Origin of the sequence: Roseateles depolymerans, from assembly GCF_003387155.1 — a bacterium.
GTDB classification, from domain to species: Bacteria; Pseudomonadota; Gammaproteobacteria; order Burkholderiales; family Burkholderiaceae_C; genus Roseateles; species Roseateles depolymerans.
Map to the genome: position 1 here is coordinate 341888 of NZ_QUMT01000003.1, position 13673 is coordinate 355560.

Consider the following 13673-nt stretch of genomic DNA (forward strand, 5'->3'; position numbering starts at 1 on the left):
CGTCATCCGCCTGCCGCGAGCTGCACCCGCCGTTCATCCTTGGGCAGCCGCGCCAGCCGCTTCACTTCCGCATAGAAGCGGTGCCAGTCCCGTCCCTGGCGGTCAAACAGCCGCAGGAAGTCGGGCACCAGGTCGGTGTAGCTGCCCTGAATGGCCAGCGCCGGTGTGTTGAGCGACAGGAACCAGCGGTCAAACCGGTCGTCGCCGTTCCACTGATCGCGCTTGAGCGCTTCATAGTCCTGCCGCATGCGGGCGAAGATCTCGGCCTTGCCCGCCCGCTTGTCGTCGTCGCTCACAGCGCTCTGGAACAGCGTGCGCAGCCGGTCGCGGCCGGCACGCAGCAGGGCCTGCACCTGGTCCTGCCGCTGACGCGAGACTTCGTCCGCCTTGAGCGCCTCCGGTCGCGCCTGCATCCAGCGTGACACGCCCAGTTGCTCCACGGCCGTGGCGAAGCTTTCGTTGAAGGCGGTGTCGTCGTCGGCATAGGCCACCTGATGGGCCAGCTCATGGAAGATCATCCGGGCCAGCTGACCCTCCGGATACTGGATGAAGGTGTTGAGCAGCGGGTCGCCCCCGATCCAGTTGCTCCAGCCCAGCGACGAATACGCCGGCACACCGTAGACATACGGCTCCAGGCCTTCGGCCTTGAGCTGGGCCGCCTGCGCCAGGGCATCGTCCCGCTTGAAATACCCGCGATAGCCCGCGCAGCCCATGATGGGATAACACCAGGTCTTGAGCTGCAGGCTCAGCGGCGGCGTGGCCACCACGTTCCAGACGGCCGATCCGCGATGCAGGTCCGCATAACGCCGGTAGCTGCTGTTGTCGGGCAGGTGCAGTTCGGTGATGGCGTAGTCCCGCAGGGTCTGGGAGAGCACCAGTTGCTGGCGCAGCGTCGGGTCCAGGCCTGGCTCGGCCAGGACCTCGGGGACCGGTCTGGCCGCCCGCACGAGCGACAGATGGCCCGAGATCGACTGGCTGTAATAGCCCCATTGGGCGCAGCCCCCCAGCAGCGCGAGCGTGCCGCCCACCAGCCCGGCGCCGAGCAGCGGCAACAGCCGGCGCAGCCCCAGACCTCGACGCGGCCGCGGGTGTGGTTCCTCAAAGCCTGCACGCAAGGCGGTGGCCTCCACGGCATCCGGGGGGTTCGACGACTTGCGGGAGCGGTCAGAGTCGGTCACGCGGCACTCACCTCCACCAGGCAGTCATAGAAACAGGGCGCGGCGCCCAGGTCGGTGAGCTGCTGATGCGTCACTTCATTCACATTGCGTCCGTCCAGGCCCAGCTTGCGCCACCAGATGCCCAGGCCGTGCACGACGCCGGGCCGGGCGCGATGCGAGACCTGCAGCCGGCATTGATAGCTGCCCCGATCGTTGAACACCCGCACCGTCTGCCCGTCGGACAAGCCGCGGCTGTGGGCATCGCTGTCATGCATTTCCAGCAGTTGCTCGCCTTCGATGTCCCGCAGGCTGGTCACATTGACGAAGCTGCTGTTGAGGAAGTTGCGGGCCGGCGGCGAGATCATCGCCAGCGGATAACGCGCTGCCAGGGCCGGTGCGCTGCGACGGCTTTCATAGTTGGGCAGATAGTCCGCGCCCACCGCGCTGGCACGTCCGCTGGCCGTGGGGAAACCGCCCTGGGCAAACGGCGCCTCCGGCAGCGGCAGCGAGACCCAGCCCTGGGATCGCAGCGCCTGAAGGTCCACCGCCGGACCAAAGGCCTGGCGCAGCAGCGTCTCGTCGTTTTCCTGCAGGGCCGGATCGTCCAGGCCCATGGCGGCGGCGAGGTCCCGGAAGATCTGCGTGTTGGGCCGCGCCTCGCCCAGCGGCGGCACCGCGGGTTCATTGATCAGCACATCGGTGTGGCCGTAGCTGGTGTGGATGTCCAGATGTTCCAGCTGCGTGGTGGCGGGCAGCACATAGTCGGCCAGGTCGGCCGTGTCGGTCATGAAGTGTTCCAGCACCACCGTCAGCAGGTCGCTGCGCTGGAAGCCGGCCACCACCTTGGGCGACTCCGGCGCCACCGCCACCGGGTTGCTGTTGTAGACGATCAGCGCCTCGATGCGCGGGCCGAAGTCCGGCGATGCCGGCCGCAGCAGGTCGTCGCCGATGGTGCTCATGTTGATGACGCGGCTGGGTCGTCCGCCCCGCAGGTCGGCCCGCTCCAGCGTCGGGTTGCGCAGCGGCGCATACCAGCCGGAGGACGACAGCAGCAAGCCGCCCGCGCGGTGCCGCCACGCCCCGGTCAGGCACGGCAGCAGGGCGATCAGTCGCACCGCATTGCCGCCGCCGCGCACCCGCTGCATGCCGTAGTTCAGGCGAATGGCGGCGGGGGACGTGGTGGCGTAGTCGCGCGCCAGGCCCCGCACCTCGTCCGCCGTCAGCCCGCATTCCTCGGCGGTGCGCTCCGGCGTCCAGGCCAGGGCCCGCGCGCGCAGCTCGTCCCAGCCGTCCACGTGGCGGGTGATGTAGTCGTGGTCCAGCCAGTCGTGGGCGATCAGCTCATGGATCAGCCCCAGCGCCAGCGCCCCGTCCGTGCCCGGCAGCAGCGCCAGATGCTGATGGCACTTGTCGGCGGTTTCGGTCTTGCGCGGGTCGATGCAGACCAGCTTGGCGCCCTGCCGTTTGGCCTGGTTGGCAAAGGTCCAGAAATGCAGGTTGGACGCGATGGAATTGGTGCCCCACAGCAGGATCAGCCGCGACTCCGCGAAAAATCGCAGATGCATGCCGACCTTGTGGCCATAGGTGGCGGCCAGACCGGCGCCGCCGGCCGATGCGCAGATGGTGCGGTCCAGCCGGGAGGCGCCCAGTCGGTGAAAGAAGCGCGCGGCCATGCCCTCCCCCTGCAGCAGGCCCATGGTGCCGGCATAGCTGTAGGGCAGGATGGCCTGCGGGTTGCGCGCGGCAATGGCCTGCAGGCGACCGCCGATCTCGGACAGCGCCTGTTGCCAGCTGATTCGCTCGAAACGGGGTGTGTCGCCCTTGGCACTCACCCGCTTGAGCGGATGCAGCACCCGGTCCGCATGGTAGGTGCGTTCCGGATAGCGGGACACCTTGGTGCACAAGGCCCCGTGGGTGCTGGCATGGTCCGGCTGGCCCTGGACTTTCACGACCCGGCCGTTGTCAACCGTTACCCGAAGGGCACAGGTGTCCGGACAGTCATGCGGACAGGCTCCTTTCACCACCCGCTGGGCGGCCGACTGCGCGGGGTCTGTGCTGGCGTGAGGCTCCGGGGCAGGAGCTGTTGGGTGTCGCGTGGCTTGCACGGAATTCTCTGGAACGACGGCGCTCATGCGCCAACTATTGCACAGGCGCCACCCGCTTGCGTTTTCTTACCGAACGCGGTCTTCACAAGCAGCTAAGCTCGTGCCAATTAAGGCCTTCTTTGTCAGCCTCTTTTCCGGACAATACCGTCGACTGCACAAGTCGGCCCTGTCGCCCGGTCTGCTGTTTCGCCTGACAGGTCTGCCAAAGCCAATCAGGGAGTCCCTCTTGCAACGTCGCCAAGTCATTGCCTCGATCAGCGCCCTCGGCGCGCTGGCCACCGTTCCCTTCAGCGCGCCTGTGCTGGCCCAGGACCGCAAGCGTCTGGTGCTGGGTCAGTCCGCACCGCTGAGTGGTCCGGCCGCCCAGCTGGGTCTGCAGATGCAGGCGGGCGCACGACTGTTCTTCGACGCCCAGAACGCCGCCGGCGGCATCAACGGCACCACCATCGAACTGCGCTCACTGGACGACGGCTATGAGCCCGAGCGCTGCAAGGCCAACACTGAAAAGCTGATCGCGGACGACGTCTTTGCCCTGTTCGGCTACGTCGGCACCCCGACCTCGCTGGCCGCCCTTCCGCTGGTCAACCAGGCCAAGATTCCGTTCTTCGCCCCCCTGACCGGCGCCGAATCGCTGCGTGACCCGGCCAGCCCCTGGGTGTTCCACATCCGCGCGTCCTACTACGACGAGACCGCGCTGATCGTCAAGCAGCTGACCCATCTGGGCCTGATGCGCATCTCCGTGTTCCACCAGAACGACGCGTACGGCAAGGCCGGTCTGGACGGCGTGAACCGTGCCATGAAGCCGCTGGGCATCCAGCCGGTGGGCATCTCCACGGTGGAGCGCAACAGCGTGGACGTGGCCAAGGCGGTCAAGGAGCTGGTGCAGACCGGCTCGCCGCCGGAAGCGATCGTGATGATCGGCGCCTACAAGGCCTGCGCGGCCTTCATCCGTGCGGCCCGCAAGGCCGGTTATGGCGGTGTGTTCTACAACGTGTCCTTCGTGGGCACGCAGGCCCTGCTGGACGAACTGGGCCCCGAAGCCATGGGCGTGGTGGTCAGCCAGGTCATGCCCTACCCCTTCGGCAGCGGCATCGGCGTGGTGGGCGAATACCAGGCCGCCGCCACCAAGGCCGGCCAGAAGTTCAACTACACGGCGATGGAAGGCTACATCGCCGCCAAGGTGATCAGCGAAGCCATCCGCCGCATGGCCCGCCCGACCCGCGAAGGTCTGGTCGCGGCCCTGGAAAGCATGACGGCGTACAACACCGGCGGCTTCAACGTCGGTTTCCGTCCCAACAAGCATGTGGGCTCCGGCTTTGTGGAGCTGTCCATGCTGACGTCGGACGGCCGCGTCAAGCGCTGACCTGCGCGGGCGGCAGTACACTGGCTTGAAGCAGGCGCTGCACTCCAGCGGCGCCTGGTTCTGCCCGGAGTGCCGCTATGAAGCTGATCGAACCCATCCTGGCCGACGCACCGGCCATTGCCGCCCTGCGGCGCGACCTCCATGCCCATCCGGAACTGTGCTTTCATGAAGACCGCACATCCGACTTGATCGCCCAGACGCTGACCGACTGGGGCATCCCCGTGCACCGGGGCCTTGGCAAAACCGGCGTCGTGGGCATTCTCAAGGGCCGCGACGGGCCGCGCACCCTCGGCCTGCGCGCCGACATCGACGCGCTGCCCATCACCGAGCACAACAACTTCCCCCACGCCAGCAAGCATCCCGGGAAGATGCACGCCTGCGGCCATGACGGCCACACCGCCATGCTGCTGTCGGCGGCCAAGCATCTGTCGAAGCACCGGGACTTCGAAGGCACGCTGTATCTGGTCTTCCAGCCGGCCGAGGAAGGCGGCGGCGGCGCCCGCGAAATGATCAAGGACGGCCTGTTCGAGAAGTTCCCGATGGAGGCCATGTTCGGCGTCCACAACTGGCCCGGCATGGCCGCCGGACAGTTCGCACTGAAGACCGGCCCGGTGTTTGCGTCCAGCAACGAATTCAAGATCACCATCAAGGGCAAGGGCGCCCACGGGGCCATGCCGCATCTGGGCAACGACCCGGTCATCGTGGCCACCCATCTGGTGCAGGCCTTCCAGACCATCATCACCCGAAACAAGCGTCCGATCGATGCCGGCGTGATCTCGGTGACCATGATCCATGCCGGGGAAGCCACCAACGTGATCCCCGAAAGCTGCGAGATGCAGGGCACCGTGCGCACCTTCACGCTGGAGACGCTGGACCTGATCGAGCAGCGCATGCGCACCATCACCGAGGCCACCGGCCAGGCCTTCGAGGTGAGCTGCGATTTCCACTTCCACCGCAACTATCCCCCCACCATCAACCACGCCCGCGAAACCGAATTCGCCCGTCAGGTGGTGACGGACATGGTGGGCGCCGCCAACGTGCAGGACTTCGAGCCGACCATGGGCGCCGAAGATTTCAGCTACTACCTGCAGAAGGTGCCGGGCTGCTATTTCCTGATCGGCAACGGCGACGGCAGCCACCGCGAGGGCGGCCACGGCCTGGGCCCCTGCATGCTGCACAACCCCAGCTACGACTTCAATGACGACCTGATCCCGCTGGGCGGCTCCATGTGGGTGCGCCTGGTGGAGTCCTGGTTCAAGCAAGACCGATGACCGATCTCCAGGAAACCACCGTCCGTGACGACACACACCGCTGGGTGCAGCGGGCCGTCATCGGGCTGAATCTGTGCCCCTTTGCCAAGAGCGTGGAGGTGAACCAGCGCCTGCGCATCGTGGTGAGTGCAGCTGAGACGCCCGAGGCCCTGCTGCAGGACCTGGCGCGGGAACTGCTGGCCCTGCGCCGTGCCGACCCGGAGCAGACCGAGACCACGCTGCTGGTCCACCCGCTGGTGTTGAACGACTTCCTCGACTTCAACGACTTCCTGGGCGCCGCCGATGCGCTGGTGGACGACCTGGAACTCGACGGCATCCTGCAGGTCGCCAGCTTCCACCCGGACTACCAGTTCGAGGGCACCGAGCCGGACGACGTCGACAACTACAGCAACCGCTCGCCCTACCCGACGCTGCACCTGCTGCGTGAAGACAGCATCGAGAAGGCGATGGACAGCATGCCGGACACCGACGCCATCTACGAGGCCAACATCGACACGCTGCGCCGCATCGGCCGCAAGGGCTGGGAGGCGCTGGATGTCGGCCCGCATGCGCCGGAGCTGAGCGGCCCGCGGGACTGAAGATCCGTCCTTCCCGCTGAGGCCACTCAGGCAGGGGTGCCGTACCACATCCGGTATTAATCCGCGTCAAGCGGGGTTCACTTACTTCTGTTAACTTGCGCGCCCACAACGAACAAGGAGCGGGTTTTGAGCGATTGGTTGCAGCGATGGAAGGCCCTGGATCCGGCACGCCTGGCGGGAATGCGCCGCGGTGTCGAGAAGGAAAGCCTGCGCGCGCTGCCTGGCGTGGGCAGCCTGGCGCTCACCCCCCATCCCGCGGCCCTGGGCTCTGCCCTGACCCATGAAACGGTGACCACCGACTTCAGCGAGTCGCAGCTGGAGCTGATCACCGGCGTGCATGCCAGCGCGCAGGACTGCGTGCAGCAGCTCACCGAGATCCATCAGGCCGTCTACCGCAACCTGGGCGACGAGCTGATGTGGGCCTCCAGCATGCCCTGTCTGCTGCCCGCGGACGAGACCATTCCGCTGGGTCGCTACGGCTCATCCAACATCGGCCGTGCCAAGAGCGTCTACCGCATGGGGCTGGGCCACCGGTATGGCCGGCGCATGCAGACCATCTCCGGCATCCACTACAACTGGTCGCTGCCGGGCCTGGGCAATGACGATTACTTCGGCCTGATCCGCAATTTCCGTCGCCACTCCTTTCTGCTGTTGACGCTGTTCGGCGCCTCACCCGCGCTGTGCGGCAGCTTCGTGGCCGGGCGCGACCACGGCCTGCAGCCGATGATGGGCCCGCAGGGCGAGGGCGCCCTGCACCTGCCTTATGCCACCTCGCTGCGCATGGGCCGGCTCGGCTACCAGAGCGACGCGCAGTCCACGCTGTCCGTCAGCTACAACGGCCTGGACGGGTATGCCGCGTCGCTGCAGGAAGCCCTGACCCGTCCCTACCCCGCCTACGAGAAGATCGGCATCCTGAATCCGGGCGGCGAGTACAACCAGCTCTCCACCACGCTGCTGCAGATCGAAAACGAGTTCTACGGCACCATCCGTCCCAAGCGCACCATCCGCTCCGGCGAGCGGCCGCTGCATGCGCTGCGCGAGCGCGGCGTCGAATATGTCGAGGTCCGCTGCATGGACCTGGACCCCTTCGAGCCGGTCGGCATTGCCGCCAGCACGATGCGCTTCCTGGACATCTTCCTGCTGCACTGCTGGCTGACCGACAGCCCGGGCGACTCGCCCGCGGAACTCGCGGCACTGGCACGCAACCAGCAACGCACGGCCTCGGCCGGCCGGGAGCCTGGCCTGCAACTGGAACGCGGAGACACCACCGTGTCGCTGCGGGACTGGGGCCGGGAACTGCTGGAGGCCTTTGGCCCGATCGCGCAGCGCCTCGACGGCGAGCTGGGCGGCAGCCTCTACGGGGAAGCGCTGGAGCAGGCCCGGGCGCGCTGGGCTGATTTCGACCAGCTGCCGTCCGCCCGCGTGCTGGCGGCGATGCAGACGCAGCATGAGTCGTCCCACCTGGGCTTCATCGGCCGCCAGTCGGCCTGGGCCCGGCAGCATGTGCTGGACCAACCGGCGCCGGCCGGCCTGATGGAGCGCTTCGACGCCTCCGCGCGCCAGTCGCTGCAAAAGCAAGCCGAGATCGAAGCGGCCGACACCATGGACTTCGAGACCTTCCGGCAGCAGTACCTGGATCCGGCGAATCTGCGCTGAGGGGCGCTGCGGTGAGCAGCGCGGTGCCCGGGGAAGGATGACCTCAGGGGTTCATGGGCTCTGGGGCTCTGGGGCTCTGGGGCCCATCGACTTCTAGCGCTGATAGGCCCGGCCGCGCGGCATCGCGGGCACCGAGCCTTTGGCGGCGAACGCTCAGAGCACCGAGCTGCGTAGCTGGTCCTGGCGCTGCTGCAGCTCCATCCGCAGCTTCTTGCGTTCCTTGGCCGCCTCGAAGCGGCGCTTTTCATCGACGGTGCCCGGCTGCAGCGGCGGCACGGCGACCGGACGCCCTTCGTCATCGACCGCGACCATGGTGAAAAAGCAGCTGTTGGCATGCCGCACCGCCTGCTCGCGGATGTTCTCGGTCACCACCTTGATGCCGATTTCCATCGACGACGTGCCGGTGTAGTTCACCGAGGCCAGGAAGCTCACCAGTTCCCCCACGTGAATGGGCTGGCGGAACATGACCTGGTCCACCGACAGCGTCACCACGTAGCGCCCGGCATACCGGCTGGCGCAGGCATAAGCCGCCTGGTCCAGCAGCTTGAGAATGGTGCCGCCATGCACGTTGCCCGAGAAATTGGCCATGTCGGGCGTCATCAGCACGGTCATGGTGAGCTGGTGGGAAGGCAGATCCATTCAAAACTCCTGGGTGGAAACAAGACGGCGTCGTCATCCTGCCAGAGTTCACCCCTTCTGACGCCAGGGAGAGACAGCCACCGTGCGAGGCCCCACCCGTTCAGGGTCTGGCGGGCGATGCAGGCCGCACTACCTCCAACGGCGCTTGCTGTCGCTTCCCAGCTCGGTTAGGGTGCAGGCAGGAGGTATTGATGGCTCAGCCCAATCATTTGGACAACCGGCGCGACCAGATGTTCCCCACGCTGGGCATGGTGGACATGGCGCGTGTGGCCCGTTTTGGCCAGTTGCGGCGCTATTCGGCCGGCGAGTGGGTCGTGCGCACCGGTGACGAAGGCATGGGCATGCTGCTGGTGCTCAGCGGCGAGGTGGCCATCAGCCATCACGACAGCATGGGCCACACCACGCCCATCGTCACTCACGGGGCCGGTCAGTTCATGGGCGAGGTGGGCCAGCTCAGCGGCCGGCCGGCGCTGGTGGATGCGCAGGCGCTGAGCGACGTGGAGGCCATCGAGGTCTCCCCGCCCCAATTGCGGGCGCTGCTGATCGCGGAAGCCGACCTTGGCGAGCGGCTCACCCGGGCCTTCATCCTGCGCCGGGTCGGCCTGATCGAAAGCGGCGCCGGCGGCGCCACGCTGATCGGGCGTCCAGGGAGCGCGTCGGTGATGCGCCTGCGCAGCTTCCTGGAGCGCAACGGCTTCCCCTACAAGTTCCTGGACCCCAAGGACAACGACGACGCCCGTACCGCCGCCCAGCAATACATGACGGACGGCGCGGAGCTGCTGGTGCTGTGCCCGGACGGCACCGTGGCGATCGATCCTTCCGACGACGAGGTGGCCCGCTGCTTCGGCATGGTGGATTCGCGGGAGCGGCCCGACCTGTTCGATGTGGTGATCATCGGCGCGGGGCCCGGCGGGCTCTCCGCGGCCGTGTATGCGGCCTCCGAAGGCCTGTCGGTGCTGGTGGTGGACTGCAGGGCCTACGGTGGTCAGGCGGGAGCCAGTTCCCGCATCGAGAACTACCTGGGCTTCCCCACCGGCATCACCGGCCAGGCTCTGGCGGGCCGCGCCTATGTCCAGGCCCAGAAGTTCGGGGCCGACATGCTGATTCCGTCGCGGGTCACTCACATGAGCTGCCACCGTGAGAACGACCAGCGCGAACTCCGTCTGACGCTGGAAGACGGCCGCATCCTGCGCGCCCGCACCGCGGTCATCGCCACCGGCGCCCGGTATCGGCGGCCGGACATCGAGGAATTGCCGCGTTACGAAGGGCGTGGGGTCTTCTATTGGGCCTCCCCCATCGAGGCCCGGGTGTGCAGCCGCAAGACGGTGGTGCTGGTGGGCGGGGGCAATTCGGCCGGACAGGCCGCTGTGTTCCTGGCCAACCATGCGGCCAAGGTCATCATCCTGGTTCGCGGCCCCGGTCTGGCGGCGACCATGTCCCGCTACCTGATCGATCGCATCAAGAGCACGCCCAACATCGAACTGATCCCCCACCAGGAGGTCTGCCGGCTGGAAGGCGGCGACACCCTGGAAGCCGTCACCTGGCGCGACCGCCGGGATGGCCGGGAACGCCGGCTGGCGACGCAGCATCTTTTCCTCTTCATCGGCGCCGAGCCGGAAACCGGCTGCGTGGTCGATTGCGGGCTGGAACTGGACAAGTCCGGCTTCATCGTCACCGGCAAGGCGTGCGAGTGTTCGCTGCCGGGGTATGAGCGGTCCTTGCTGGAATCCAGCGTGCCTGGGGTGTTTGCAGTGGGGGATGTCCGCTCCGGGTCGGTGAAACGGGTGGGCGGCGCCATCGGGGAAGGTGCACAGGTGGTGGCCAGCATCCATCAGTACCTCGCGCGGGAAGCGCAGACGGCCTGACGTCGTTGGGCCATTGACCCGTTAAGATGAGAACAACTTTCATTTGAGAAAGCTTCGCAAATGTTCTCGTCGGAATTCCGCCGGCTCTGGGGCTGGCCGCTGCTGCTGGGTCTGCTGACAGCCAGCGGGCTGTTCACCGCGCTGGTGTCGGACCACTGGGGCGACGTCTGGTCCTGGGTCGCGCTGGGGATTCCGGTCGGCGTGATGGGCTGGTTCGGGTGGCGCCGGACGCCAGCTGACAGCGACGGGAGTCCGTCTGGTTCAGCCACTGGTTCAGCCACTGGTTCTGCCACTGCCACCGCCACAATCGAAACCGCCCCGGCGACCTCGGCGCTCGCTTCATTCGCAGCGGCGTCGCCAGTACAGCCGCACGCCAGGGGAACGGCAGCCGCAGTGGAGCCCCGCGCATGATGAGCGCCCCCGCCATCCGCGCCTGGACCTGGGTGCACAAGTGGACCAGCCTGATCTGCACGCTGTTCATGCTGCTGCTGTGCCTGACCGGCCTGCCGCTGATCTTCCATCATGAAATCAGCCACTGGCTGGGCGACGATATCCAGGCCCCGACACTGACCGGTGAGCAGGCCGCGTTGGCACAGCGCGCGCCGGTCAGCCTGGACGTGATGGCCGCCGCCGCCAAGGCGCGGTATCCGGACCGGGTCATTCAGTTCGCTGGCCCGAACGAGGACGATGACCGGCTGTGGTGGTTCACCCTGACGCCGACCCCCGCCCCCACCAATGACTACAAGTCGCTCGCGGTGGACACCCGCACCGGGCAGGTGGTGGGCGACTACAAGGTGGGCGAAGGCTTCATGGACCTGATGCTGCGCCTGCATGTGGACCTGTTCGCCGGCCTGCCGGGCAAGCTGTTCCTCGGCTTCATGGGGCTGCTGCTGCTGGTGGCGCTGGTCAGCGGCGTGGTGCTGTATGCCCCCTTCATGCGCAAGCTGGACTTCGGGGCCGTGCGCCGGGACCGGTCCCCCCGCATCCGCTGGCTGGACCTGCACAACCTGCTGGGCATCGTCACGCTGGTCTGGTGTTTTGTGGTGGGCGCCACCGGCATGATCAACACCTGGGCCGACCTGCTGGTGAAGTATTGGCAGTACGACCAGCTCACGACAGTGTTGGCACCCTACAAGGACGAGCCGGTCACGCCCATGGATCAGCGAGGCTCCTTGCAGCAGGCGCTGGACAACGCCGTGAGCCATGCGTCCGGGATGAAGGTGTCGTTCATCGCCTTCCCGGGGACGTCCTATTCCAGCCCGCACCACAACACGGTGTTCCTCAAGGGCGCCACGCCGCTGAAGTCCAAGCTGCTGACGCCCTTGCTGATGGACGCGCGGACCGGTGTGCTGACCGCAGCGCCGGAACTGCCCTGGTACCTCACCGCGCTGCTGGTGTCCCAGCCGCTGCATTTCGGGGACTACGGCGGCATGCCGATGAAGGTGCTGTGGGCGCTGCTGGATCTCGCCACGATCGTGGTGCTGGGGTCTGGCGTGTACCTGTGGTTGCGCAAGCCGCAGGGGGCGCGGCGGCAGGCGGCGAGCACGGCGGCTGGGCGCGAATTGATGCAGGAAGACCTGGACGCGGCAGCGGGGTGATCCCTGCGTGCAACAGCCGTTGACTACTGTATGCCCATCCAGTACATTGGATCCATCGCGGACGGTGGCAACGAGGGAGTTCGAAGCCACCCCCACCCCAACGCAATTGATCGGCTGAGCGGTTCTTCACTCGCTGCCCACTGAGCAATTGCATTCTGGCAACGGGAGATGGCAATGCAAGTGCTCAAGCAACGAGTCTGGTCTTCGCTGAACAACGCGGATGCGTGGGTTCTCGGCATTGGCGTCTTGTCGTGTCTGGGTCTGGTGACCGGGGTGCTGGGCTGAATACAGCCCCCGCGATACGACATTTCAGTTCAAACCCCCTTGGTCCGCCCTGATGGAGCGGTTGGCGTCGGTGCCCGAACCGTCGGCAGCCCTCCCCGGCGGATATTTTTTTGCGCAGTCCGAGTATGCAGGGCGTCGCCGTTCAACCGCCGGCTCAGATCGGCGTCTGCAGCGGCTGACCGTTTTTCCAGCGTTCCGCGTTGAGCAGGAACAAATCCACCGTCGCCTGCACCGATTCCGGGGACCAGCCCGCAATATGCGGCGTGAGGATCACGTTGGGGAAGTCCAGCAGCTCGCGCGGCGGATGGGGCTCGGACTCATACACGTCCAGGGCCGCGCCGCCCAGTTGACCGTCGGCCAGCACCTTGGCCAGCGCAGCGGTGTCCACCAGGCTGCCACGAGCAATGTTGACCAGATGCCCTTGTGGGCCCAAGGCCTGCAGCACCTGCGCATTGACGATATGGCGGGTGCCGGGTCCGCCCGGCGCCGCGACCACCAGGAAATCGGCCCAGGTGGCCAGTGACAGGACGGAATCGAAGTAGGCGTAGGCGCCGGCATCCGGACGGATACGACGGTTGTGATAACCGACCTCCATGTCAAACGCCGCCGCACGGCGCGCAATGCGCATGCCGATGGTGCCCAGACCCAGGATGCCCAAGCGGCGGCCGTTGACGCTGGGCCGCAGCGGCAGCGCATCGCGCCAGACCCCCGCACGCAGGGCCTGCTCCTGCTGCGGCAGCGCCCGCACGCTGGCCAGCAGCAAGGCCATCGCATGGTCGGCCACGCAGGCGTCGTTGGTGCCGGCGCCATTGGCCAGGGCGATGCCTCGCGCCTTTGCCGCCGCCACATCGATGTTCTCGTAGCCTGCACCGAGCGCGGACACAAACCCGAGGCGCGGCATGGCGGCGATCTCCTCGGCACGCAGACCCACGGCGCCGATGGTCAGCACCACTTCGATGTCCGCACCATGGGCCGCCACGGCCTCCGCGCGCAACGCGGCAGTGGGGGCGTCAATCACCTCAAACCGCTCTCGCAGCTGCGCCTGATGCTCCTGCGCCATCGGCATGAGCAGCAGCAGCTTGGGTCGTGAACCGGAGGTGGGCGGGTGGGTGTCGTTCACAAAGGTCCCCAGGGACAAGTTACATGGAGGCGGATG

Annotated in this window: 10 protein-coding genes; 6 read left to right on the forward strand and 4 right to left on the reverse strand. The window is 67.0% G+C overall.

Features of this window, described 5'->3' with window-relative positions:
* Positions 1-2: 2 nt before the first annotated feature.
* Entirely contained in the window at positions 3-1178 is a 1176-nt protein-coding gene (locus tag DES44_RS15345; protein ID WP_232309921.1) for an aminopeptidase, read from the reverse strand.
* Positions 1175-3289: a molybdopterin-containing oxidoreductase family protein gene (locus DES44_RS15350; protein WP_083525326.1), complete on the reverse strand. Its 2115-nt coding sequence runs from the start codon at positions 3287-3289 to the stop codon at positions 1175-1177. The genes DES44_RS15345 and DES44_RS15350 overlap by 4 nt, the downstream gene beginning before the upstream one ends.
* Before the next feature lie 199 nt (positions 3290-3488).
* On the opposite strand from DES44_RS15350, the gene DES44_RS15355 reads away from it, so the two are divergent.
* The 4 genes from DES44_RS15355 to gshA all read left to right on the forward strand — a co-directional run bounded on the left by DES44_RS15355 (position 3489) and on the right by gshA (position 8130).
* Positions 3489-4625 (forward strand): ABC transporter substrate-binding protein, encoded by a 1137-nt coding sequence (locus DES44_RS15355; protein ID WP_058933853.1) that lies wholly within the window; start codon positions 3489-3491, stop codon positions 4623-4625.
* Between the two features lie 77 nt (positions 4626-4702).
* Entirely contained in the window at positions 4703-5896 is a 1194-nt protein-coding gene (locus DES44_RS15360; protein ID WP_058933852.1) for a M20 aminoacylase family protein, read from the forward strand.
* Positions 5893-6474: a DUF1415 domain-containing protein gene (locus DES44_RS15365; protein ID WP_058933851.1), complete on the forward strand. Its 582-nt coding sequence runs from the start codon at positions 5893-5895 to the stop codon at positions 6472-6474. The genes DES44_RS15360 and DES44_RS15365 overlap by 4 nt, the downstream gene beginning before the upstream one ends.
* Positions 6475-6600: 126 nt before the next feature.
* A complete protein-coding gene (gene gshA, locus DES44_RS15370) occupies positions 6601-8130 on the forward strand; it encodes a glutamate--cysteine ligase (protein ID WP_058933850.1) in 1530 nt (509 codons plus the stop codon).
* A 153-nt stretch (positions 8131-8283) separates the two neighbouring features.
* Here gshA and DES44_RS15375 read toward each other — a convergent pair whose 3' ends face one another.
* The gene (locus tag DES44_RS15375; RefSeq protein WP_058933849.1) at positions 8284-8769 is read right to left on the reverse strand and encodes an acyl-CoA thioesterase; all 486 of its coding nucleotides are present in this window, start codon (positions 8767-8769) and stop codon (positions 8284-8286) included.
* Positions 8770-8960: 191 nt separating this feature from the next.
* On the opposite strand from DES44_RS15375, the gene DES44_RS15380 reads away from it, so the two are divergent.
* Both DES44_RS15380 and DES44_RS15390 read left to right on the forward strand, forming a co-directional pair.
* Positions 8961-10634 (forward strand): FAD-dependent oxidoreductase, encoded by a 1674-nt coding sequence (locus tag DES44_RS15380; RefSeq protein WP_058933848.1) that lies wholly within the window; start codon positions 8961-8963, stop codon positions 10632-10634.
* 410 nt (positions 10635-11044) lie between these two features.
* Positions 11045-12232 carry a PepSY-associated TM helix domain-containing protein gene (locus DES44_RS15390; RefSeq protein WP_058937190.1) on the forward strand — a complete coding sequence of 396 codons (1188 nt, stop codon included), beginning with the start codon at positions 11045-11047 and terminating at the stop codon, positions 12230-12232.
* Between the two features lie 439 nt (positions 12233-12671).
* Here DES44_RS15390 and DES44_RS15395 read toward each other — a convergent pair whose 3' ends face one another.
* Positions 12672-13583, reverse strand: coding sequence for a 2-hydroxyacid dehydrogenase (locus DES44_RS15395; protein WP_058937189.1), 912 nt, complete (start codon positions 13581-13583; stop codon positions 12672-12674).
* Positions 13584-13673 lie beyond the last annotated feature (90 nt).

Excerpts from the sequence above, each read along its gene's own strand:
- DES44_RS15365 (WP_058933851.1), top strand. The coding sequence starts at position 5,893 with ATGACCGATCTCCAGGAAACCACCGTCCGTGACGACACACACCGCTGG.
- DES44_RS15360 (WP_058933852.1), top strand. The coding sequence starts at position 4,703 with ATGAAGCTGATCGAACCCATCCTGGCCGACGCACCGGCCATTGCCGCC.
- DES44_RS15390 (WP_058937190.1), top strand. The coding sequence starts at position 11,045 with ATGAGCGCCCCCGCCATCCGCGCCTGGACCTGGGTGCACAAGTGGACC.
- DES44_RS15375 (WP_058933849.1), bottom strand. The coding sequence starts at position 8,769 with ATGGATCTGCCTTCCCACCAGCTCACCATGACCGTGCTGATGACGCCC.
- DES44_RS15395 (WP_058937189.1), bottom strand. The coding sequence starts at position 13,583 with ATGCCGATGGCGCAGGAGCATCAGGCGCAGCTGCGAGAGCGGTTTGAG.
- DES44_RS15350 (WP_083525326.1), bottom strand. The coding sequence starts at position 3,289 with ATGAGCGCCGTCGTTCCAGAGAATTCCGTGCAAGCCACGCGACACCCA.
- DES44_RS15380 (WP_058933848.1), top strand. The coding sequence starts at position 8,961 with ATGGCTCAGCCCAATCATTTGGACAACCGGCGCGACCAGATGTTCCCC.